At 56.3% G+C, this 21,574-nt stretch carries 21 protein-coding genes; 14 read left to right on the forward strand and 7 right to left on the reverse strand.

What is annotated here, in order from left to right; genetic code table 11:
• The first annotated feature begins 72 nt into the window (after window positions 1-72).
• From DFO52_RS01265 to rimL, 4 genes are all read left to right on the forward strand, one after another.
• Window positions 73-1,242, forward strand: coding sequence for a pyridoxal phosphate-dependent aminotransferase (locus tag DFO52_RS01265; protein ID WP_133548916.1), 1,170 nt, complete (start codon window positions 73-75; stop codon window positions 1,240-1,242).
• A gap of 22 nt (window positions 1,243-1,264) precedes the next feature.
• Window positions 1,265-2,038 (forward strand): transporter substrate-binding domain-containing protein, encoded by a 774-nt coding sequence (locus tag DFO52_RS01270; protein WP_025756391.1) that lies wholly within the window; start codon window positions 1,265-1,267, stop codon window positions 2,036-2,038.
• 242 nt (window positions 2,039-2,280) lie between these two features.
• Window positions 2,281-3,936 (forward strand): glucan biosynthesis protein, encoded by a 1,656-nt coding sequence (locus DFO52_RS01275; protein ID WP_133548918.1) that lies wholly within the window; start codon window positions 2,281-2,283, stop codon window positions 3,934-3,936.
• 45 nt (window positions 3,937-3,981) lie between these two features.
• Complete coding sequence (gene rimL / locus DFO52_RS01280; RefSeq protein WP_133548920.1) at window positions 3,982-4,530, forward strand: 50S ribosomal protein L7/L12-serine acetyltransferase; 549 nt, start codon at window positions 3,982-3,984, stop codon at window positions 4,528-4,530.
• Here rimL and ydcK read toward each other — a convergent pair.
• On the reverse strand, window positions 4,525-5,505 hold the full coding sequence (gene ydcK / locus DFO52_RS01285; protein WP_133548922.1) for a YdcK family protein: 981 nt from the start codon (window positions 5,503-5,505) through the stop codon (window positions 4,525-4,527). The genes rimL and ydcK overlap by 6 nt on opposite strands.
• A 132-nt stretch (window positions 5,506-5,637) precedes the next feature.
• On the opposite strand from ydcK, the gene tehB reads away from it, so the two are divergent.
• On the forward strand, window positions 5,638-6,234 hold the full coding sequence (gene tehB, locus DFO52_RS01290; RefSeq protein WP_279512850.1) for a tellurite resistance methyltransferase TehB: 597 nt from the start codon (window positions 5,638-5,640) through the stop codon (window positions 6,232-6,234).
• Here tehB and pepT read toward each other — a convergent pair.
• Window positions 6,231-7,460, reverse strand: coding sequence for a peptidase T (gene pepT / locus DFO52_RS01295; RefSeq protein WP_133548926.1), 1,230 nt, complete (start codon window positions 7,458-7,460; stop codon window positions 6,231-6,233). The genes tehB and pepT overlap by 4 nt on opposite strands.
• Window positions 7,461-7,571: 111 nt before the next feature.
• Here pepT and DFO52_RS01300 point away from each other — a divergent pair, with 111 nt between their 5' ends.
• Window positions 7,572-9,167 (forward strand): ABC transporter substrate-binding protein, encoded by a 1,596-nt coding sequence (locus tag DFO52_RS01300; RefSeq protein WP_133549830.1) that lies wholly within the window; start codon window positions 7,572-7,574, stop codon window positions 9,165-9,167.
• A gap of 135 nt (window positions 9,168-9,302) precedes the next feature.
• Entirely contained in the window at window positions 9,303-9,977 is a 675-nt protein-coding gene (locus tag DFO52_RS01305) for a DUF3313 domain-containing protein (RefSeq protein ID WP_033145514.1), read from the forward strand.
• A 35-nt stretch (window positions 9,978-10,012) separates the two neighbouring features.
• On the opposite strand, the gene DFO52_RS01310 is transcribed toward DFO52_RS01305, so the two are convergent.
• Window positions 10,013-10,909 (reverse strand): EamA family transporter, encoded by an 897-nt coding sequence (locus tag DFO52_RS01310; protein WP_029739583.1) that lies wholly within the window; start codon window positions 10,907-10,909, stop codon window positions 10,013-10,015.
• 174 nt (window positions 10,910-11,083) lie between these two features.
• Here DFO52_RS01310 and DFO52_RS01315 point away from each other — a divergent pair, with 174 nt between their 5' ends.
• Window positions 11,084-11,956 (forward strand): response regulator transcription factor, encoded by an 873-nt coding sequence (locus tag DFO52_RS01315; protein ID WP_133548928.1) that lies wholly within the window; start codon window positions 11,084-11,086, stop codon window positions 11,954-11,956.
• Here the strand turns inward: DFO52_RS01315 and DFO52_RS01320 are convergent.
• Window positions 11,936-13,102 carry a benzoate/H(+) symporter BenE family transporter gene (locus tag DFO52_RS01320; protein WP_133548930.1) on the reverse strand — a complete coding sequence of 389 codons (1,167 nt, stop codon included), beginning with the start codon at window positions 13,100-13,102 and terminating at the stop codon, window positions 11,936-11,938. The two genes, DFO52_RS01315 and DFO52_RS01320, sit on opposite strands and share 21 nt — an antisense overlap.
• Before the next feature lie 92 nt (window positions 13,103-13,194).
• Between DFO52_RS01320 and DFO52_RS01325 the strand changes: the two genes are divergently transcribed.
• Together DFO52_RS01325 and DFO52_RS01330 are read left to right on the forward strand one after the other, a co-directional pair.
• Window positions 13,195-13,722: an XRE family transcriptional regulator gene (locus DFO52_RS01325; RefSeq protein ID WP_133548932.1), complete on the forward strand. Its 528-nt coding sequence runs from the start codon at window positions 13,195-13,197 to the stop codon at window positions 13,720-13,722.
• 80 nt (window positions 13,723-13,802) lie between these two features.
• A complete protein-coding gene (locus DFO52_RS01330) occupies window positions 13,803-15,767 on the forward strand; it encodes a U32 family peptidase (protein WP_047647740.1) in 1,965 nt (654 codons plus the stop codon).
• Here the strand turns inward: DFO52_RS01330 and DFO52_RS01335 are convergent, their stop codons facing one another.
• A complete protein-coding gene (locus DFO52_RS01335) occupies window positions 15,768-15,998 on the reverse strand; it encodes a DUF2554 family protein (protein WP_039262502.1) in 231 nt (76 codons plus the stop codon).
• A 243-nt stretch (window positions 15,999-16,241) separates the two neighbouring features.
• Between DFO52_RS01335 and DFO52_RS01340 the strand changes: the two genes are divergently transcribed.
• Window positions 16,242-16,604 carry a hypothetical protein gene (locus DFO52_RS01340; RefSeq protein WP_047647739.1) on the forward strand — a complete coding sequence of 121 codons (363 nt, stop codon included), beginning with the start codon at window positions 16,242-16,244 and terminating at the stop codon, window positions 16,602-16,604.
• Between the two features lie 162 nt (window positions 16,605-16,766).
• Here DFO52_RS01340 and DFO52_RS01345 read toward each other — a convergent pair whose 3' ends face one another.
• Both DFO52_RS01345 and ftrA read right to left on the reverse strand, forming a co-directional pair.
• Window positions 16,767-17,303: a dihydrofolate reductase family protein gene (locus DFO52_RS01345; protein ID WP_133548934.1), complete on the reverse strand. Its 537-nt coding sequence runs from the start codon at window positions 17,301-17,303 to the stop codon at window positions 16,767-16,769.
• A gap of 40 nt (window positions 17,304-17,343) precedes the next feature.
• Window positions 17,344-18,351 (reverse strand): transcriptional regulator FtrA, encoded by a 1,008-nt coding sequence (gene ftrA / locus DFO52_RS01350; RefSeq protein ID WP_133548936.1) that lies wholly within the window; start codon window positions 18,349-18,351, stop codon window positions 17,344-17,346.
• A 73-nt stretch (window positions 18,352-18,424) separates the two neighbouring features.
• Here ftrA and DFO52_RS01355 point away from each other — a divergent pair, with 73 nt between their 5' ends.
• From DFO52_RS01355 to urtA, 3 genes are all read left to right on the forward strand, one after another.
• The gene (locus tag DFO52_RS01355) at window positions 18,425-18,838 is read left to right on the forward strand and encodes a rhodanese-like domain-containing protein (RefSeq protein WP_047741842.1); all 414 of its coding nucleotides are present in this window, start codon (window positions 18,425-18,427) and stop codon (window positions 18,836-18,838) included.
• A 156-nt stretch (window positions 18,839-18,994) separates the two neighbouring features.
• Entirely contained in the window at window positions 18,995-20,098 is a 1,104-nt protein-coding gene (locus DFO52_RS01360) for a cobalamin-independent methionine synthase II family protein (protein WP_029739575.1), read from the forward strand.
• A gap of 203 nt (window positions 20,099-20,301) precedes the next feature.
• Entirely contained in the window at window positions 20,302-21,573 is a 1,272-nt protein-coding gene (urtA, locus tag DFO52_RS01365) for an urea ABC transporter substrate-binding protein (RefSeq protein ID WP_133548938.1), read from the forward strand.
• Window position 21,574: the final 1 nt, after the last annotated feature.

A 21,574-nucleotide genomic window follows, 5' to 3' on the forward strand; every position in this document is an offset into this window, starting at 1 on the left:
AACAATTCGATTGTCCCGACAGCACAGATGTTGTTTGAATAGTTATGCAATGTCCATGAGAAGGGAAAGAGGATGACTTTACGAACGCCTGTGCAAACGCGCTCCAAACTGCCGGATGTGGGAACCACCATTTTTACCGTTATTGGCCAGCTCTCGGCGCAGCATAACGCGATTAACCTTTCTCAGGGTGCACCGAATTTTTCCTGCGACCCGAAGCTGATTGCGGGCGTCACCCGCGCAATGGAGGCGGGGCATAACCAGTATGCGTCGATGACCGGTCTGCAGCCGCTCAAGGAACGTATTGCCGATAAAATTGCCACGCTCTACGGCACGCAGTACGACCCTGCCAGCGAGGTGCTGGTGACCGCCAGCGCCAGCGAAGGGCTCTATTCGGCAATAAGCGGGCTGGTGCATCCGGGTGATGAGGTGATCTACTTTGAGCCGTCGTTTGACAGCTATGCGCCGATTGTTCGTCTGCAGGGGGCAACCCCGATAGCCATCAAGCTCACCGTGCCGGATTTTGCCGTCAACTGGGATGAGGTTCGCGCCGCGATCACGCCGCGCACGCGCATGATCATCATCAATACGCCGCACAACCCGAGCGGCCAGGTCTTCTCCGCCAGTGACCTGCAGCAGCTGGCGGCGCTGACGCGCAATACCGACATCATTATTTTGTCTGACGAAGTTTACGAACACGTCGTTTTTGACGATGAGCCGCACCACGGGATGGCCACGCACCCGCAGCTGGCGGAGCGCAGCGTGATTATTTCCTCTTTCGGAAAAACCTATCACGTCACCGGGTGGCGCGTGGGTTACTGTGTTGCACCGGCGGTAATGATGGACGAGATTTGTAAAGTCCATCAATTTTTAATGTTTTCTGCCGATACGCCAATGCAGCACGCGTTTGCTGAGCATATGGTCGATCCGCAAACCTGGCTGTCGCTGTCGGCGTTTTACCAGCGCAAGCGCGATCTGCTGCACAGCCTGCTGGCCGATTCACCGTTTACGCTGCTGCCGAGCGCCGGATCGTTCTTCATGCTGGCCGACTACAGCCAGTTCAGCGACGAGCGCGACAGCGAGCTGGTGAAGAGGCTGATCGTTGAGTACGGTGTTGCCACTATTCCGCTGTCGGCGTTTTATGCGGACGGTACGGATAATAAATTGATTCGTCTCTCTTTTGCGAAAGATGAGGCGACGTTACGGGCAGGTGCCCAAGCCCTGTGTCGGGTTAAACCACGCTGAGATAGGCTCTGAGGAGTTGTAGATGAAATTACGCGCGTTAGTTGTCGGCATGGGATTGCTGTGTACTTTTTCTTCCTTCGCGGCCACCGAGCTGCGTTACGGGCTGGAAGCGGAATACCCGCCGTTTGAGAGCCGCAATGCGGCGGGCGAACTGGAAGGGTTTGACGTTGAGCTGGGGAATGCCATCTGCAAAGCGGCTGCGCTGAAGTGCAGCTGGGTTGAAACCTCATTTGATGCGCTGATCCCGGGCCTGGTGGCGAAGAAATTTGACGCCATCAACTCGGCGATGAACATCACCGAGCAGCGCCGCAAGAGCATCGATTTTACCCAGCCGATCTACCGTATTCCGTCGCAGCTGGTCGGCAAGGCCGGCACGGCGGTTGAGGCAACGCCAGAAGGGCTGAAGGGTAAAACCATCGGCGTGCTGCAGGGATCCATTCAGGAAACCTATGCCAAAGAGCACTGGGAAAAGCAGGGTGTCACCGTGGTGTCTTATAAAGATCAGAATATGGCCTGGGGCGATCTGCTGAATGGCCGTATCGACGCCTCGCTGGTCATGTCCGCGGCCGGGCAGGCAGGTTTCCTCAGCAAGCCGCAGGGGAAAGGGTTTGGCTTCATCGGCAAACCGGTGTCTGACGACACTATCCTCGGCAGTGGGATTGGTTTTGGGTTGCGTAAGGGTGACGAGGCCACCAAAAAGCAGCTTGATGCCGCGATCGATAAAGTACGTGCCGACGGCACGATCGCTAAACTCGCTGATAAGTACTTTCCGGGTATCGATGTCAGCGTAAAATAACCGCCTCATTAGCCCCGTCAGCTGATGTCCTGACGGGGCATTTTTCTACACATTTTCCAGGCTTTCTTTACACCACTTTCGGGCCGTTCTGGTCGACAGAAAATATTTCTCACTTTGTTCATATAATCACCGGCCAACAATTGGATTCTTAACCATTTTTGTTTAGGCTGTGCGTTCTTTCTTGCCGTCATTTCGCCGAGCGCGAAACACATTCACACGACCATAAGGACGTTTTTCCAGGCATGAATCGCAGACGTTTTCTAAAAGGCTCGCTGGCAGTGGCAGCCCTGAGCGGCACATCTGGCCTTGCTTCCCTGTTTTCCAAAGCGGCATACGCTGCCGACTCTGACATTGCTGACGGCCAGAGCCGTCGTTTCGACTTCTCCGTACTGCAATCCATGGCGCATGACCTGGCGAAAACCCCGTGGGGTGGCGCGCCGCGTCCGCTGCCGGAGACGCTGGCAACCATGACGCCGCAGGCGTATAACGCCATCCGCTACGATGAAAAGCAGTCACTGTGGAACAACATTGAAGGGCGTCAGCTGGACGTGCAGTTCTTCCACATGGGGATGGGGTTCCGCCGCCGCGTGCGGATGTTCTCGCTTGACCAGTCGACCTCTATGGCGCGCGAGATCCACTTCCGTCCGGAGCTGTTCAGCTACGGTGAAACGGGTGTGGATACCAAACAGCTGGAAGGGCAAAGCGATCTCGGCTTTGCGGGCTTTCGCGCCTTTAAGGCCCCTGAGCTGGCGCGTCGCGATATCGTCTCCTTCCTGGGCGCGAGCTATTTCCGCGCGGTGGATGACACCTACCAGTACGGCCTTTCCGCGCGCGGTCTGGCGGTAGATACCTTTACCGACACCCCGGAAGAGTTCCCGGACTTTACCTCCTTCTGGTTTGAAACCGTCAAGCCCGGCGACACGACTTTTACCGTCTATACGCTGCTGGACAGCCCGAGCATCACCGGCGCCTATAAATTCGTGATCCACTGCGAGAAGAGCCAGGTGATTATGGAGGTGGAAAACCATCTCTATGCGCGGAAGGACATCAAGCAGCTCGGCATCGCGCCGATGACCAGTATGTTCAGCTGCGGCAATAACGAACGCCGCATGTGTGACACCATTCACCCGCAAATTCATGACTCCGACCGCCTGGCGATGTGGCGCGGCAACGGGGAGTGGATCTGTCGTCCGCTGAACAACCCGCAGAAGCTGCAGTTCAACGCCTATATGGACAAAAACCCGAAAGGGTTCGGCCTGCTGCAGCTCGATCGCGATTTCTCGCACTATCAGGACGTCATGGGCTGGTATAACAAACGCCCAAGCCTGTGGGTTGAACCGCGTAACGACTGGGGTAAAGGCGCGGTTGGCCTGATGGAGATCCCGACCACCGGTGAAACGCTGGATAACGTGGTCTGCTTCTGGCAGCCGGAAAAAGCGGTGAAGGCGGGCGACGAGCTCGACTTTAAATATCGTCTGTACTGGAGCGCCATGCCGCCGGTGCGTTCTCCGCTGGCCAACGTCTTCGCCACCCGTACCGGCATGGGCGGCTTTCCGGAAGGCTGGGCACCGGGCGAAAATTACCCGAAAGTGTGGGCCCGTCGCTTTGCTATCGACTTCGTCGGTGGCGACCTCAAGGCCTCTGCGCCAAAAGGCATCGAGCCGGTGATTACGCTCTCCAGCGGTGAAGCGAAGCAGGTTGAGATCCTCTACGTTGAGCCGTTTGACGGCTATCGCATCCTGTTTGACTGGTATCCAACCTCGGATTCGACGGAGCCGGTGGATATGCGCCTGTTCCTGCGCTGCCAGGGCGATGCCATCAGTGAAACCTGGCTGTATCAGTATTTCCCACCGGCGCCGGATAAACGTAACTACGTTGACGACCGGATAATGCGTTAACGAACGATACCCTCTCCCTCCGGGAGAGGGTTAGGGTGAGGGGCAATGACCGCAGCAACATCCGAAATTATCCCGGTATCTGACGCTCTCGAGCTTCGCGCCGTCGAAGAGCGCTACGCCGCCGACCTGCATAATCTTGTCGTCAAAAACAAAACCTTTCTGCAAACCGCCTTTGACTGGGCGCAGCACGTGGGCAGCGAAGAGGATACCCGCCGCAACGTGCAAAGTAACCAGATGCTGCACCAGCGCGGCTACGCCAAAATGTTTTTGATATTTAAGAGTGATGAACTGGTCGGCGTACTGTCGTTCAATACGATTGAACCTGCCAACAAAGCCGGGTACATCGGCTACTGGCTGGATGAAGCCCACCAGGGGCAGGGCATTCTTTCCCGGTCACTGCAGGCGTTTATGCGCTACTACGTCGAACGCGGGGAGATCCGCCGTTTTGTGATCAAGTGCCGGGTGGCGAATCAGCACAGCAACGGCGTTGCCGTGCGCAACGGTTTTACGCTGGAAGGGTGCCTGCGGGAAGCGGAATACCTGAATGGCCGCTTTGACGATGTGAACATCTACGGGAAGATCTACGCCCTATAACGCCCCCAGCAGCGGGGTGCGGGTGATGCGCTGGTCGCCGTTGATCACTTTTTCGCCGCGCAGGTGAATGCTCTCCCCGGTAAACGCTTCGATGACCGCATCATCGGTGATTTCAACCCGGTGCTCGATGAGCACATCCCCGCTTATCCGCGCGCGTCCCTGGATCACCACCTTATCGTCCAGCATGATCGGACCGCCGCGCAGCCAGGCCTGACCGCCAATCAGAACGTGGTGCTTGATAACGCAGTTTCCCTCCACCACGGCATTTTCCGCAATCTGAGAGCTGTAGCGCACCGTCGGAATGGCATCCTCGTCAAAACCGGCAATCACGCGGGCGTTACCATAGACCTTTGCGCAGTCGCAGACCCAGACGTTATTTAAGTCGTTACCTTCGAGAATGGCGTTGTCGAATACTTCGGCGCGGTGCTCAACAAAGGCAAAATTCACCATCGCCTCGCCGTAGATTTGCGCCTGATGCACAATGCGCGACTGGCTGACGGTCGCCTTATCGTAAATTTGCAGGATCTGGTCATGGTCCGGCGTTAGCCCTTTGGCGGCAATGATAACGCTATTGTGCAGAATGCGGGCGTCGCCGTAGAGATGACACTCGCCCCGCACGCAGGATTGCTGAATGGTGACGTTGTCACTTATACGCGCGCCGTGGCTGACCTCTGCCGCGTCCAGCCAGCAGCTGCCGCTGATATGCGCATCGTGGCTGACGACGCACGGCAGGGTAAGGCGCGCGTTGCCGGACACGGTAGCACCGGCGAACACCACGCTGTTTTCGTCGTAGATCCAACATTCGCCGTCCTGGGCGAGTGCACGCTCATCGTCAACCCAGCCGCCTTTGGTACCGACCGTCACGTCGTTAAAATCCGCCGTGGCGACGATCTGCCGCAGCGTCGCAGAGTGGGCTGTCTCACCGTTTTTCCATTGCCAGAGGCGTGTCTCGTCGCTAAGGCGATATTTGTTCATCTATAGGTCTCTGATAGGCGTCTTAACTAAACGTAGCAAATTTTTCGGTTTTCGAGCGGCTGGCAACCAGACGGTAAACGCCTTAAAATGGCATTCAGGATGCACTTTCAACTTATGCAGGCTCAGGAAAAAATAATGACCGTCGATGAGAACTACTTCACAGAGGAATATGGCTTAACCCGCACCCATTCAGAGGTGCTGTTCAGTGCGGAAAAGATTAAACCGGGTAAAACGCTGGATCTGGGCTGCGGCAATGGCCGCAACAGCCTTTATCTGGCTGCCAACGGTTACGAGGTGACCGCTTGGGACAAGAACCCGATGAGCATCGAGAATATCGAGCGCATCAAGGCGGAAGAAGGGATCGATAACCTCCACACGGCGATTAAAGATCTCAACAACCTGAGTTTTGACGGCGAGTACGATTTCATTCTCTCCACCGTGGTGCTGATGTTCCTGGAGTCAAAAACCATCCCGGGACTTATCGCCAACATGCAGCGCTGCACCAAGCCCGGCGGCTACAACCTGATCGTTGCCGCGATGGACACGGCGGATTACCCATGCACCGTCGGCTTCCCGTTTGCGTTCAAAAGCGGTGAGCTGAGCAACTACTACGAAGGCTGGGAGTTGCTCAAATACAACGAAGACGTTGGCGAACTGCACCGCACCGATGAAAACGGTAACCGCATCAAGCTGCGCTTTGCCACGATGCTGGCGCGCAAGCCCGCTTAACGGGCGGCCAGCAGGCAGATCTGCAGCGCAGTGTTGTAGGACGCCTCGAACGACGACAGCGGCAGGAATTCAAACTTCGAGTGGAAGTTATGCGCGCCGGTGAAGAAGTTCGGCGTGAGCAGCCCTTTTGCCGAGAGCGCCGCGCCGTCGGTACCGCCGCGCATGGGCGTCGGCTTCGGCGTGATGCCGAGCGATTCCATCGCCTCGAACATCAGATCGATAGCGCGCCGGTCCTCACCAATCGCATTGCTGATATTGCTGTAGGTATCTTCAATGCGATAGTCCACCCTGGCCGTTGGATGCTGGGCGGCAATCAGCGCGGCAACGTCGGCAATCTGCTGCTTGCGGGCGGCAAAGCTGTCCTTGTCAAAGTCGCGGATATTGGCCTTAAGAATGGCCTCGTTTTGCCCGGCCTGAATGCCGTTAAACCAGATATAGCCCTCACGTCCCTCGGTGCACTCCGGCGTTTGCTGGCGGTCAAAATGGTTGATGTAGTCAGTCGCCATCAGCAGGGGATTCACCAGCACGCCTTTGGCGGACATCGGGTGCGCCGTTACGCCGGTAAAGCGGATCTCAGCGGCTGCCGCATTAAAGTTCTCGTAGACAATTTCACCCAGCTCGCAGCAGTCGATGGTCCAGGCGAAGTCGACGTCAAAGCGCTTAAGGTCCAGCGCTTTTGCACCGTTCAGGCCGATCTCTTCGTCAGGCACAAATGCCACGACGATATCCCCGTGCTGATGTTCCGCCGTCAGGTTTTCCAGCACCGTCATGACCACCGTGACCGCCGATTTATTATCGGCGCCTAATACGCTGGTTCCGTCGCTGAAAATAATCTCCTCATTGGGATAAGCCAGAATTTCAGGGTGCTCGTTAACCCGCAGCCAGATGTCTTTCTCTTTATTCAGACAGAGATCTTCACCGGCAAAGGTTAATATTTGTGGATGAATATCCGGTGATAATCCCACGTCCACGGTATCAATATGGGTAATAAAGCCGATGCGCGGCGCGCCGGGCACGTTGCCTTTTTTTACCGCCGTTACCGTAGCAAATTCATCAATCACAATGTCGTCTAAACCCAGCTGTGCCAGCTCCTGCGCCAGCTCCCGCGCCATGTCGTGCTGGCCCGGCGTTGAGGGCAGGGTTTTGACTTTGGGATCGCTCTGGCTGGTGATAGCGAGATAGCGGAAAAAACGGTGCGTTAATTGTCTGGAAAGCGGCGAGCCCATAGTGATTTGTTCCTTATTTATTTTTCAGGTGTTTGCCACATCACTTTAATGTTATTTATGAAATGGCAAAAGAATTAATTAGCCGTCGAATTAAAAAGACAGGAATAAATGATGAAAAGCAAACTCACAACTTTAGCGCTGGCGCTTGCTGCACTCACGGTCAGTTCCACCGTTGCCGCGAAAACGCTGGTGTATTGCTCCGAAGGATCGCCAGAAAACTTTAATCCTCAGCTATACACTTCGGGAACCAGCGTGGACGCCAGCGCCGTGCCGGTCTATAACCGGCTGGTTGATTTCAAACCCGGCACCACGGAGCTGGTGCCGAGCCTGGCGGAGCGCTGGGAAGTCAGCGACGATGGCAAGGTGTACACCTTCCATCTGCGTAAGGGCGTCAAATTCCAGAGCAATAAATCCTTCACGCCGACCCGCGACTTTAACGCCGACGACGTGATTTTCTCGTTTATGCGCCAGAAAGACGTGAATCATCCCTATCACAACGTCTCTAACGGCAGCTACTCCAACTTCGAAAGTCTGGAGTTTGGCAGCCTGATAACCGGCATTGATAAAGTTGATGACCACACCGTGCGCTTTACCCTGGCGCACCCGGAAGCGCCGTTTGTCGCCGATCTGGCTTGGTATTTTGCCTCGATCCTCTCCGCGGAGTATGCCGACGCGATGCTCAAAGCGGGCACCCCGGAGAAGGTGGATATGGAGCCTATAGGCACCGGGCCGTTTAAGCTGGCGCAGTATCAGAAGGATTCGCGGATCCTGTTTACGGCGTTTGCCGACTACTGGCAGGGGAAATCGAAGCTGGATCGGCTGGTGTTTAGCATCACGCCGGATGCCTCCGTGCGTTTTGCCAAAATTGAGAAGAACGAATGTCAGGTGATGCCGTTCCCGAACCCGGCGGACCTGCCGCGCATGAAGGCGAACAAAGACATCAACCTGATGAGCAAAGCCGGACTGAATACCGGCTTTCTGGCGTTCAATACCCAAAAGCCGCCGCTGGATAACGTAAAAGTCCGTCAGGCGCTGGCGATGGCCATCAACAAGCCGGCCATTATTGATGCGGTGTTCCACGGCACCGGCACCGCGGCAAAGAACCTGCTGCCGCCGGGCGTCTGGGGCGCAGACAGCGAGCTTAAGGATTACGATTACGATCCTGAAAAGGCGAAAGCGCTGCTGAAAGAGGCCGGTTTTGCCAACGGCGTGAGCGTCGACCTATGGGCGATGCCGGTGCAGCGTCCGTACAATCCGAATGCGAAACGCATGGCGGAAATGATTCAGGCCGACTGGGCGAAAATCGGGGTTCAGACCAAAATCGTCACCTACGAGTGGGGCGAATACCTTAAGCGCGTGAAGGGCGGGGAACATCAGGCCGCGCTGATGGGCTGGACGACCGCAACGGGCGATCCCGACAACTTCTTTGGTCCGCTATTTACCTGTACCTCGGCAAACGGCGGCTCAAATTCGGCGAAATGGTGCTACAAGCCCTTCGATAAAATTATTGCGGAAGCCAAATCAACCACCGATCGCGATAAACGCGTGGCGCTGTATAAAGAGGCTCAGCAAATGATGCATGACCAGATGCCCGCGGTGATGATTGCGCATTCAACCATTTTCGAGCCGGTGCGCAAAGAGGTGACGGGCTATGAAATTGACCCGTTTGGCAAACATCTGTTCTGGCAACTGGATATAAAACAGTAATTTTTCACTGCCCGGCACGCTTCCGGGCAGTCTTTTCGCAATTTGTGCTCTCCGCATCATTTTTTGTCACAACAAACCCGCCGGTCTTTTGCTATAACTTCAAATGCATACTTGCAGATAACATGGAAAACTATCATGCGTACTCAAACTTTTTTTAAAGTTGCAGTGCTTACTGGTCTGTTGGCGTTGGCGGGCTGTTCTTCAAAAGTCGCGGCTCCCGAACAATATTCTGGCTTTTTAAAAGACTATTCAGGCTTGCAGCAGACGACGTCTGCGACGGGAAAACCAACGCTGCGTTGGGTGGATCCTTCTTATAACGAAGCTAATTACGACAGTATTCTCTGGACGCCGATTACTTATTATCCTGCGCCTAAACCGACCACTCAAATTGGTCAAAAAACGCTTGATGAGCTGTTGAATTACACCAATAACAAAATGAAAACCGCTATTGGTACCCGTAAGCCAGTTGTGACCACGCCGGGTAAACACAGCCTGATTTTCCGCGGTGCAATTACCGGGGTGAGTTCGCAGAAAGAAGGTCTGCAGTTCTATGAAGTGGTGCCGGTCGCGCTGGTGGTAGCAGGTACGCAGATGGCAACCGGGCATCGCACCATGGATACGCATCTCTTCTTTGAAGGCGAACTGATCGATGCGGCCACCAACAAACCGGTCATGAAGGTGGTGCGTAAAGGCGAAGGTAAAGACCTGAACAACGAAAGTACGCCGATGACCTTTGCGACGCTGAAGCAGGTAGTTGATGACATGGCGACGGACGCCACCATGTTTGATGTGAAAAAGACCGCTAAATAAAATTAAACGGCCTGCGTAATGCAGGCCCTTTTTATTTACGCCGTTCGTAAGCGCCTGAACCAGGTTTCAGGTTTGGTAAACATAACCATATTTCCCCCCAGAATCAGCAATAATCCCACGATACCGTTGATATGCCAGACGTAGCCTTCATACACCGTGGAGATGGACAGCGCCACCAGCGGGAAGAGCAGCGTACTGTAGGCCGCTTTGCCGGGACCGATACGTCCCACCAGCGTGAAGTAGGCGCCAAAGGCAATCACCGAACCAAACAGGGCCAGATAGAGCAGCGCGCCAATGTAGCTGATGGTCCACTCTGGCGCGAAGCTGTCGCCTCTGAACAGGGCAATGCAGCCCATCACCAGCGTGCCGTAGAGCATAGCCCAGGCGTTGGTGGTCATGGTTTCAAGGCCTCTGCGCTGGTGACGCATGCTGATCATGTTGCCCAGCGAGAAGCCGTAGGTGCCCAGCGCGGAGAGACCAATCCCGGTCAGGAGCGACGCGCTCCAGCCGCTGGCCAGCAGATCGTCCCAGAAGAGGGTGACAATCCCAGTCAGGCCCAGTGCTGCCGCCGTCCAGAAACGCGCGGGCGGGCGCTGCCCGAAGAAAATAAAGCTGTTAATGGCGTTATAGAGCACGGCCATGGAGAAGATCACCGATTCCAGCCCGGTGTTAATGTGCGAGGCTGCGGCGTAAAAACACCAGAAGTTAAAGCAGAAAACGCAGCATCCCTGGAGCATACAAAAAAGGTGATCCCGTAGCGCCAGCTTGCGCAGACGGCGCAGGGCGATTAACACCACCATCATCGTGAGGCTGGCGACGGCGAAACGCCAGAAAATAGAGACGGGCGCCGCCACGGACCCCTGCTGCAGGAAAATCGCAATCCAGGTGGTTCCCCAGATGACCACCACCAGTCCGTATAATAGTGCGTTCATACTTTTTCTCTTCTCAAACCACGAAAGCCCGCAGTATGACGCTGAGATCCGCGAAGGGCTTTCACCAGCTTGCGGGTGACTTGCAAAATCTTGCGCTTTTTTCTTTCCCGGGGGCTGGCAACGGGAGACAACTCTTCTTAGACTGATATTCCAGTCAATCACGCGCTTACGGTCATGTCTCACGCTTACGATACCTTTGAAACGCTTTGCCAACAGAATGCGGTCCTGCGGGAAACCGTCTCGCTGAATTCGGGTATTCAGCTGGCAGCGTGGTACAACAAGCACGATACGATAACGGTAAAAAGTAACCACCATACCCTGAGCCTGTACGTGGCGGACGGCTACGAAAGCTACCAAAAAACGCCGGGCGGCTGGAAGAACGGCGGGGGACCGGACCGTTTCTGCTTGATGCCAAAAGAGAGCGAATCGACGTGGGATATCCGTGATGACCTGTCGTTTGTGCATCTGTACTGCACCGATGAACACCTGCGCGACGTGGGGGAAAAGATCTGGGACAAGCGCCCGCTTTCGCTGACGCTGGACGAGCGCATTTTTGGTAGCGATCCGAAGATCACCGCGCTGTATCGCCAGTTTTTGCTCGGCTGCGACTGGCAGCAGCACGCCAACCAGCTCACTTTGAGCACGGCCTCTACGCTGCTCCTGACCCATCTGCTGCAAAACTACTCTAACGTTCAGTGGAAGCTGCCGGTCGTCACCGGCGGGCTATCGCCATTCGTGCTGCGTAACGTGCTGGCCTTTATTGAAGAGAACCTTGGGCAACCCCTGACGCTGGCTGAACTGGCAGCTCAGGCCGCCCTCAGCGAGTACCATTTTGCCCGCATGTTCCGCCAGTCGACGGGGCTGGCGCCGCATCAGTACGTGATGCAGAGGCGAATGGAAAAAGCGAAGGCCCTGGTGCAGCACACGGCGACGCCGCTGACGGACATCGCCCTTGCCTGCGGGTTTAACTCCGCCAGCCACTTCAGCAACCGCTTTCGCAGCGCGACGGGCATGACGCCTTCGCAGCTACGTGCGGCGAGCGCGTGAAAACAGGGCATAGCACACACCGCCCAGCACCAGCCCCCAGAATGCCGAACCGATGCCGAGGATCGTGACGCCGCTCGCGGTCATCAGGAAAGTGACGATGGCCGCGTCGCGCTCCGCCTCGTGGCTCAGTGCCTGATATAAACTCCCGCTGATGGTGCCCAGCAGCGCCAGACCGGCGAGCGTCTGGATCCAGCTGAGCGGCAGAGCGGCCATCAGTCCGGTAATCGAACCGCCGAAAATCCCCGCCAGCAGATAAAACCCTCCGGCAGCGATGGCCGCCAGCCAGCGTTTATCGGCATCCGGGTGTGCATCCGGGCTTTGACAAATGGCGGCAGTAATGGCCGCGATACAGATAGAAAAGACGCCAAAAGGGGAAAGCAGCAGCGCCAGCGCACCCGTAACGATGATGAGCGGTGAGACCGCCAGCGGGTAACCGGAAGCCTTCATCGTGGCGAAACCCGGCGCGTTTTGCGATGCCATGGTGACCAGGAAGAAGGGCACGCCAATACTCACCAGGCTGGTGAAGGTGAACGTGGGCGCAGTAAACTCAGGCATCACAAGGGAGAACGCGAGCTTATCGGTGACAACGTCACCTCCCGCCCATGCCACGATACCGCCCACCAGCAGCGTGACCACGATGGCATAGCGCGGCGCCAGCGCTTTAGCCAGCAGCCACGCCGCAATCATGCTGCCGCACAGGAGAAAGTGTCCCTCAAGATGCGCAAAAGCATGCAGGCCAAACTGCAGCAGCACCCCAGCCAGCATGGCGGCAGCAAGCGAATGGGGGATCAGCCTCATCAGACGGGCGAAGAGCCCGGTGATGCCGCAAAGTAAAATGAGCGCGTTAGCAAAGATAAACACGCCGATCGTCTCAGCCAGCGTCACGCCGTGCAGGCTGGTGGCGAGAAGCGCCGCGCCGGGCGTCGACCAGGCGGTCAGCACCGGCGCTTTGTACCACCAGGAGAGCGCCAGCGTGCTGACACCCATCCCAATCCCCAGCGCGGTCATCCAGCCTGCGATCTGCTGTGCGCTGGCACCAGCCGCCGCGGCGGCCTGCCAGATGATGGCGGCCGAGCTGGCGTAACCGACCAGCACGGCGACAAATCCAGCCAGTGCGACTGGAACAAGGTGAGAGGAAGGGCGCATAGAAACTCCGTTGTGCGTTATAACGTCCGGTATAAGGTAACACTGTGCGCTATAGCGTACAAGTGGTATGCTGATCGCCATCAGGAGGGACCATGGACATCACACTACACCTTGCAACAACGCTGAAAACGCTGCGCCAGGCGCGCGGCTGGAGTTTGTCGAAGCTCGCGGACGAGACCGGCGTGTCAAAAGCGATGCTGGGGCAAATCGAGCGCAATGAATCCAGCCCGACGGTGTCGACGCTGTGGAAAATAGCCACCGGGCTGAACGTCCCGTTTTCCGCGTTCATCACGCCAGAGGCGGACCGGCAGGCGGTGTTTGACCCGCAGCAGCAGGCGATGATGGTCAAACCGCTCTTTCCGTGGGACGAGACACTCGGGTTTGATTATTTCTCCATTACGCTGGCACCCGGCGCGCTAAGTGAATCCACGCCGCATGAGGCCGGGGTAATTGAACATGTGGTAGTGGTCAGCGGCGAGCTGGAGATGAAGCTTGACGGCGAGTGGCAGACGATTTCTGCCGATTCGGGCGTCCGTTTCGCCGGTGATAAACCGCACGCCTACCGCAACAGCAGCGACCGGACGGTGCATTTTCACTCCCTGATTCATTATCCCCGCTGACGCTACGCAAAACTGTTTCGCTGACGCATACTTCTGACTACAATAGCCGCCATTTTGACCATAACGGATAACGACGAAGTATGCGCCTGCAATCCCATCATCTTGAACTTTTAAGCCCGGCCCGCGACGCCGCCATTGCCCGTGAAGCGATCCTTCACGGCGCTGACGCCGTCTACATTGGCGGCCCTGGCTTCGGTGCCCGCCATAACGCCAGCAACAGCCTGAGCGATATTGCTGAACTGGTGCCGTTCGCCCACCGTTTTGGGGCGAAAGTGTTCGTGACCCTGAACACCATTCTTCATGATGATGAGCTGGAGCCTGCACAACGTCTGATTACCGATCTCTACCAGGCCGGCATTGATGCCCTGATCGTTCAGGATATGGGCGTGCTTGAGCTGGATATTCCGCCCATTGAACTGCATGCCAGTACCCAGTGCGATATCCGCACGGTCGAGAAGGCGAAGTTTCTCTCCGACGTCGGCTTTTCGCAGATCGTTCTGGCGCGCGAGCTGAACCTGAATCAGATCCGCGATATTCACCAGGCGACAGACGCGACGATTGAATTCTTTATCCACGGTGCGCTGTGCGTAGCTTACTCCGGTCAGTGCAACATTTCCCACGCGCAGACGGGCCGCAGCGCCAACCGCGGCGACTGCTCTCAGGCCTGCCGTCTGCCGTATACCCTGAAAGACGATCAGGGCCGCGTCGTGGCGTTCGAAAAACACCTGCTCTCCATGAAGGATAACGATCAGACGGCCAACCTGGGCGCGCTGATCGACGCGGGCGTACGTTCCTTCAAGATTGAAGGGCGCTACAAAGATATGAGCTACGTGAAGAACATCACCGCGCACTATCGCCAGATGCTGGACGCCATTATCGAAGATCGCGGCGACCTGGCGCGCGCGTCTGCCGGCCGCACCGAGCATTTCTTTATTCCGTCGACGGACAAAACGTTCCACCGCGGCAGCACGGACTATTTTGTGAATGCCCGTAAAGGGGATATCGGCGCGTTTGACTCACCGAAGTTTATCGGTTTACCGGTGGGTGAAGTGCTGAAAGTGGCGAAGGATCACCTTGATGTCGAAGTGACGGAACCGCTGGCGAACGGCGATGGCCTTAACGTGATGATTAAGCGTGAGGTCGTAGGCTTCCGTGCCAATACGGTCGAAAAAACCGGCGAGAACCGCTATCGCGTCTGGCCGAATGAAATGCCCGCCGATCTCTACAAGGCGCGGCCGAACGCGGCGCTTAACCGTAACCTCGATCATAACTGGCAGCAGGCGCTGCTAAAAACCTCCAGCGAACGTCGTATCGCCGTGGATATTGAGCTGGGCGGCTGGGAAGAGCAGCTGATTCTGACCATGACCTGTGAAGACGGCATCAGCGTGACGCATACGCTCGATGGCCTTTTCGAGGTGGCAAACAACGCGGAAAAAGCGCTTAACAGCCTGAAGGATGGCGTGGCGAAGCTGGGCCAGACGATTTACTACGCGCGCGCTATCGACGTGAATCTGCCGGATGCGCTGTTTGTGCCAAACAGCCTGCTTAACGCGTTCCGCCGTGAAACGGCAGAGATGCTGGATGCCGCGCGCCTGGCACAGTATCCGCGCGGAAGCCGTAAAGCGGAAGCCGTCCCTGCGCCAGTATACCCGGACACCCATTTGTCCTTCCTCGCCAACGTCTACAACCATAAAGCGCGTGAATTCTATCATCGCCACGGCGTGCAGCTGATCGACGCCGCCTATGAAGCGCATGAAGAGAAGGGCGATGTGCCGGTGATGATCACCAAGCACTGCCTGCGCTTTGCGTTTAACCTGTGTCCTAAGCAGGCGAAAGGGAACATTAAGAGCTGGAAGGCTACCCCTATGCAGCTGGTAAACGGCGATGAGGTTCTGACCCTCAAGTTCGACTGCCGTCCCTGCGAAATGCATGTGATTGGTAAGATGAAAAACCACATCTTCAAAATGCCGCAGCCCGGCAGTATTGTGGCGTCCGTCAGTCCGGACGATCTGATGAAAACCCTGCCAAAACGCAAGGGCAGCTAATCACCGAACGTGCGTGTCCGGTTTGCGCGACTTCTGCCACAGGTGGTGTTCGCGCAAACCCTCCGCCGACTCTTCCGCAGCGCTTCGCAACTCATCGCTGTCGGCTTCATGACGAAGCTGATGCGCCACATTCTTGACCCATAAATATTCGTGTCCTTTGTGTCCGGCCATAAGCTGGCCTGAAAACAGCGCACAAATAAGCATGACGAAAGATAACCCTTTTTTAATCATGGTTTCACCGCTGAAAAACAATGCGCAGTAATCATGTCGATTATTTCTTATGGTTATTATTCAAAAATTAAAATTAGCGCAAAGAAAATGTCAAATAATGTGCGTTCGAAATAGCGGTTAGGACAGTTCCTAAAAACAACTGAATCTTTGTAAACTACCATTTCTGGTCCACAATTGGATGTATGCATTAAGGATTAATCTTATATAATAGTAATCTTAGGCTAAGGAACAGGTCATTTATAAATGAAAAAAATAATAGCGCTTGCGCTTCTGGCAGTGGCTGTTGGAGCCGCTGCAGGGGTTCGTTATGCAGGTAATGACGAACCAGAATATATTCAATCTGCAGAAATTCGCGTGGGTTCTTATTTAACCAGCGATTATGGTAGCGTTGCCTGCGCCAGCAAAAAAGTGAACGATCAGCGTTGGGAATTAGACTGCACTCATCGGGCGAGAGGAAAAACATTCCAGTTCGCGGTGTATCCCTCTGAAAAAGCACCTTATGGTGTCGCTCGCTCCTTTTATCTGGAAGCCATTAATGACGATGCAAAACAGAGCGCTGAGCAGGGCCTTATGCGTTATTTGCAGATCAATACCCATACTGGTTAATAAGGTTGTTTAGCATTCGTTAAGACAACAGGTGTTAGGTTGTATGAGATCCGCTGCCCGGCCATGGAGTGTCGGGACGTAGAGACCAAAACACAAATCTATCCATGCAAGCATTTACCGCCATTTTTTGGCGGTTTTTTTGCGCCGATCGTCGCGATAGGGTTATGGCGTCAGCCGATAATGCGACTGCACCAGACCCGAAGGGAAGCAGCGGCTTGATACCAGTGTCAAATCCATATCCCGGGACAACGTTCCGAACAGCGGTTTTCCCTCCCCGAGCAGTACAGGAACGGTCGTGATCACCATATCGGCTACCAGACGTTCGCGCAGGAACGACTGGATCACCTGTCCGCCATCGAGATAGACGCGATGTACGTCCTGCGCAGCGAGATCGTCCAGCACCTCCTTTGGCGTCCTGGATGAAAACTGCACTTTTCCCTTTAGCGCCTCCGGCACGGGCGTACCGGCCAGCTGTCGGGAGAGCACCAGCACGGGACGATCGTAAGGCCATGCGTCAAAGGTCAGTACCTTCTCATAGCTACCCCGGCCCATCACGATCCACTCTTTGTCCGCGATGAATGCCTCATAGCCATGATCTTCCGTTGGATCGTCGCGCTGCAGCAGCCAGTCGATATCGTCATTCTGTCGGGCGATGTAACCATCAAGACTAACCGCGATAAAAACGTGTGTGGTGACCATCAGGTGCTCCGTGTGCCAGTGTAGCCCTAAAACTGACGCCTCAGCGTGCAGTACCCGGACGTGAAAATTGTTTGCGATACTGAGCCGGGGAAAGCGCGAACTGCTGGCGAAAATGATGACGCAGTGTCGACGCCTGACCAAACCCGGTTTGTTCAGCGATGCTGTCGATGCTTAACCGGCTGCTTTCCAGATAATCTTTTGCTCTCAGCAGGCGTTCATTGATCAACCAGCGTGCGGGCGTCGTCCCCGTTGCCGCCTCGAAGCGACGAAGGAAGGTGCGCTGGCTCATTCCGACTCGACGCGCCAGGGAGTCGACGCTGTGCGCCTCGATAAGATGCGTGTGCAGAAAATCAAACAGCTGGCCGAGACGCTGGCTTTCCCGCAGCTGCGCCACCGGACGGCTCAGCTGTTGCGGCTGTGAACCATCCCGGTGAGGGGGAATGACCAGCCGACGCGCCACGCTGTTGGCGGTTTCCATGCCAAAATCCCGCCGCACAACGTGCAGACAGAGATCGATACCCGCTGCGCTACCAGCGGACGTCAGAATATCGCCTTCGTCCTGGTAGAGCACATCCTCAACCACGTCGATGTCAGGGTAACGGGCTTTTAGCGCGTCAATGTAGCGCCAGTGCGTCGTGGCTTTGCGGCCGTTCAATAGCCCCGTTGCGGCCAGCACAAACACCCCCGAACAGATGGAGAGCAGCTGACACCCTCGCGCGCTGGCCTGGCGTAGTGCCTCGCAGAGCGCATCCGGAACCGGTGAATCCAGCCCCCGCCAGCCGGGAACCACAATCAGGTCCGCAGACGCAAGCAGGCTTAAATCACCATCGGTAACGATGCGGATCCCGCCAGTTGCCCGAAGTTCACCGCTGTCCACGCTCGCCACCGCAAAACGATACCACTCGTCGCCCAGCTCGGGGCGCGGCAGGCCGAAGATCTCCACCGCCACGCCAAACTCAAAGGTACACAGACCGTCATACGCCAGCACGACCACCTGCGGGCGGGCAATTTGTCTTAAGTTTGTCATCTTTTTGCTGTTTTCTGGCATGAGCGAACGCATTCACGGGCTGAATTTGTGGATAGAGTAGTGTTAACACAAACGCCAAAGATGAGGAAGGATCATGAGCTATGTTACTGAATTTCCGGCTGCCGAGCCGCAGGAAGCCGTTACCCATTTTCTGCGCCGCCTGAGCGTTGAAACCGACTGTGCGGATGTGCATCACGCCATCGCCAATAATGAGCAGGACTTCGTGCTGCTACACGTAGTGGGCAGCCCGGAGCAGTTTGCCCGCCGTCACGTACCTGGCGCACTGCACCTGCCGCGGAGCCAGATTACCGCTGAGCGCATGGCCGAATGGCCTGAAGGCACGCTGTTCGTCGTTTACTGCGCAGGGCCGCACTGTAACGGCGCGGACAGAGCCGCGCTCAAGCTGGCGCGCCTCGGGCTGCCGGTCAAAATCATGCTCGGGGGGATCACCGGATGGGAGGATGAAAAGTTCGCCTTTGCCAGCAGCGAAACTGCCGTCGCGCTGTGAACATGAATTTTTTTCAACACCCGTGAAATTTTCTCGTTTGCCGGAACAGGACAGGTATGACATCTTTTTTGGACATTTAGACATCCAGAAGTCTAAATCTTCAAATGATGAATTATCACTGCTGGCAATTATCGCCGGCAGACTGAGGAGATTTCCATGCAACGACAGCACGCCCCGTACCGCGCCGATGTAGTCGGCAGTTTTTTACGCCCGGATGCCATCAAAGAGGCTCGCCTGAAGTTCGCCAGCGGCGAAATTGACGCCGGACAGCTTCGCGCGGTAGAGGATGATGCCATCCGCCACGTCGTCGAGCAGCAGTGTGCGTGCGGCCTGCATGTCGTGACCGACGGTGAATTTCGCCGTGCCTGGTGGCACTTTGACTTCTTTGACGGTCTGCAGGGCGTTGAGCGCTACGATTCACAGCAGGGTATCCAGTTCAACGGGGTACAAACCAAAGCCCACGGCGTGCGCGTCACCGGCAAGCTGGGCTTTGGCGACCATCCGATGCTCGAAGATTTCCGCTACCTGAAAAGCATCAGCGGCAATGCTCAGCCGAAGATGACCATTCCCAGCCCAAGCGTCCTGCATTTCCGCGGCGGGCGTAAAGACATCGATGAGACGGTGTACCCGGATCTGAATGACTATTTCGACGATCTGGCGACCACCTGGCGCGACGCCATCCGCGCATTTTACGACGCGGGCTGCCGTTACCTGCAGCTGGACGACACCGTCTGGGCCTATCTCTGTTCGGACGATCAGCGCCGTCAGATCCGCGAGCGCGGCGATGATGCCGATGAGCTGGCACGCATCTATGCCCGCGTCCTGAACAAGGCGCTGGAAGGCAAGCCGGACGATCTGACCATCGGCCTGCACGTCTGCCGCGGTAACTTCCGTTCAACCTGGATTTCCGAAGGCGGCTACGAGCCGGTGGCGGAAGTGCTGTTCGGCACGGTCAACGTTGACGCCTTCTTCCTTGAATACGATAACGACCGCAGCGGTGATTTCGCGCCGTTGCGCTTCATTCGCCCGGGCAAGCAGCAGGTGGTGCTGGGCCTGATCACCACCAAAAACGGAGAGCTGGAGAACCCGGAGGGTATTAAGGCTCGTCTGGAAGAGGCGGCGAAATACGTGGCAAAAGAGCAAATTTGCCTCAGCCCGCAGTGCGGCTTTGCCTCTACCGAAGAGGGCAACAGCCTGAGCGAAACCCAGCAGTGGGACAAAGTCCGTCTGGTCACGCAGATCGCCAGCGAAGTCTGGTAAAGCCTCATCCACAGCGCTGCATTATAAAAGTGCAGCGCTGTGCCATTCTGAGACGTTCTCTTTACATCCCGCGTTCCCCCTCCAGAAATAGCGCTACCTCCATTCTGGCATCCTTTTTGCTCCTGCTTCGCTGACATCTTTATTTTCCGCGTCCACGCCGTAACGGACGTTTTCGCACAGCGTTCTTTTTCAGGAGTGAAAATATGCAGCGTCGTACCTTATTAAAAGCCTTTGCGTTATCCGCGTCCGTCGTGGCGATGGGAATGAGTTTTGGCGTGCAGGCGGCCGATACCATCAAAGTAGGGATCATGCATTCTCTTTCCGGCACCATGGCCATCTCCGAAACGCCGCTGAAAGACGTCGCGCTGATGACCATCGACGAGATCAACGCGAAAGGCGGCGTGCTGGGTAAAAAACTGGAGCCGGTAGTGGTGGATCCGGCCTCAAACTGGCCGCTGTTTGCCGAGAAGGCGCGCCAGCTGTTGAGTCAGGATAAAGTGGCGGTGGTATTCGGCTGCTGGACGTCGGTATCGCGCAAATCCGTGCTGCCGGTCTTCGAGGAGCTGAACGGTCTGCTGTTCTATCCGGTGCAGTATGAAGGTGAAGAGATGTCGCCGAACGTCTTCTATACCGGCGCGGCGCCGAACCAGCAGGCCATCCCGGCGGTGGAATACCTGATGAGCGAAGACGGCGGCGCGGCGAAGCGCTTCTTCCTGCTGGGCACGGACTATGTTTACCCGCGCACCACCAACAAGATCCTGCGCGCGTTCCTGCATTCGAAAGGGGTTGAGGATAAGGACATCGAGGAGGTTTACACCCCGTTCGGTCACAGCGACTACCAGACCATCGTCGCCAACATCAAGAAATTCTCTGCGGGCGGTAAAACCGCCGTGGTGTCGACCATCAACGGCGATTCCAACGTTCCGTTCTACAAAGAGCTCGCTAACCAGGGGCTGAAGGCGACAGACGTACCGGTGGTGGCGTTCTCCGTGGGCGAAGAAGAGCTGCGCGGGATCGACACCAAACCGCTGGTCGGTAACCTCGCGGCGTGGAACTACTTTGAATCCGTGGATAACCCGACCAACCAGGCCTTCGTGGCGGATTACAAAGCCTATGCCAAAGCGCACAAGCTGCCGAATGCCGATACCGTGGTGACCAACGACCCGATGGAAGCTACCTGGGTGGGGATCCATATGTGGGCGCAGGCGGTGGAAAAAGCGGGCACTACCGACGTGGATAAAGTGCGTGCGGCGATGGCCGGCCAGTCCTTTAAGGCGCCGTCTGGCTTTACGCTCACCATGGATGCCACCAACCACCATCTGCATAAGCCGGTCATGATCGGTGAAATCGAAGGTAACGGCCAGTTTAACGTGGTGTGGCAGACGGAGCAGCCGGTACGCGCCCAGCCGTGGAGCCCGTTCATCGCCGGAAACGATAAAAAGCCCGACCAGCCGATGAAAACCGCCAGCAACTAAG

It is taken from the genome of Enterobacter sp. AG326, from assembly GCF_004362415.1.
GTDB classification, from domain to species: domain Bacteria; phylum Pseudomonadota; class Gammaproteobacteria; order Enterobacterales; family Enterobacteriaceae; genus Enterobacter; species Enterobacter asburiae.

Excerpts from the sequence above, each read along its gene's own strand:
- DFO52_RS01325 (WP_133548932.1), top strand. The coding sequence starts at position 13,195 with ATGGACATCACACTACACCTTGCAACAACGCTGAAAACGCTGCGCCAG.
- DFO52_RS01355 (WP_047741842.1), top strand. The coding sequence starts at position 18,425 with ATGAGCTATGTTACTGAATTTCCGGCTGCCGAGCCGCAGGAAGCCGTT.
- DFO52_RS01305 (WP_033145514.1), top strand. The coding sequence starts at position 9,303 with ATGCGTACTCAAACTTTTTTTAAAGTTGCAGTGCTTACTGGTCTGTTG.
- DFO52_RS01315 (WP_133548928.1), top strand. The coding sequence starts at position 11,084 with ATGTCTCACGCTTACGATACCTTTGAAACGCTTTGCCAACAGAATGCG.
- ydcK (WP_133548922.1), bottom strand. The coding sequence starts at position 5,505 with ATGAACAAATATCGCCTTAGCGACGAGACACGCCTCTGGCAATGGAAA.
- DFO52_RS01270 (WP_025756391.1), top strand. The coding sequence starts at position 1,265 with ATGAAATTACGCGCGTTAGTTGTCGGCATGGGATTGCTGTGTACTTTT.
- DFO52_RS01345 (WP_133548934.1), bottom strand. The coding sequence starts at position 17,303 with ATGGTCACCACACACGTTTTTATCGCGGTTAGTCTTGATGGTTACATC.
- ftrA (WP_133548936.1), bottom strand. The coding sequence starts at position 18,351 with ATGCCAGAAAACAGCAAAAAGATGACAAACTTAAGACAAATTGCCCGC.
- DFO52_RS01340 (WP_047647739.1), top strand. The coding sequence starts at position 16,242 with ATGAAAAAAATAATAGCGCTTGCGCTTCTGGCAGTGGCTGTTGGAGCC.
- DFO52_RS01335 (WP_039262502.1), bottom strand. The coding sequence starts at position 15,998 with ATGATTAAAAAAGGGTTATCTTTCGTCATGCTTATTTGTGCGCTGTTT.
- rimL (WP_133548920.1), top strand. The coding sequence starts at position 3,982 with ATGACCGCAGCAACATCCGAAATTATCCCGGTATCTGACGCTCTCGAG.
- urtA (WP_133548938.1), top strand. The coding sequence starts at position 20,302 with ATGCAGCGTCGTACCTTATTAAAAGCCTTTGCGTTATCCGCGTCCGTC.
- DFO52_RS01265 (WP_133548916.1), top strand. The coding sequence starts at position 73 with ATGACTTTACGAACGCCTGTGCAAACGCGCTCCAAACTGCCGGATGTG.
- DFO52_RS01330 (WP_047647740.1), top strand. The coding sequence starts at position 13,803 with ATGCGCCTGCAATCCCATCATCTTGAACTTTTAAGCCCGGCCCGCGAC.
- DFO52_RS01275 (WP_133548918.1), top strand. The coding sequence starts at position 2,281 with ATGAATCGCAGACGTTTTCTAAAAGGCTCGCTGGCAGTGGCAGCCCTG.
- pepT (WP_133548926.1), bottom strand. The coding sequence starts at position 7,460 with ATGGGCTCGCCGCTTTCCAGACAATTAACGCACCGTTTTTTCCGCTAT.
- DFO52_RS01320 (WP_133548930.1), bottom strand. The coding sequence starts at position 13,102 with ATGCGCCCTTCCTCTCACCTTGTTCCAGTCGCACTGGCTGGATTTGTC.
- DFO52_RS01310 (WP_029739583.1), bottom strand. The coding sequence starts at position 10,909 with ATGAACGCACTATTATACGGACTGGTGGTGGTCATCTGGGGAACCACC.
- DFO52_RS01360 (WP_029739575.1), top strand. The coding sequence starts at position 18,995 with ATGCAACGACAGCACGCCCCGTACCGCGCCGATGTAGTCGGCAGTTTT.
- DFO52_RS01300 (WP_133549830.1), top strand. The coding sequence starts at position 7,572 with ATGAAAAGCAAACTCACAACTTTAGCGCTGGCGCTTGCTGCACTCACG.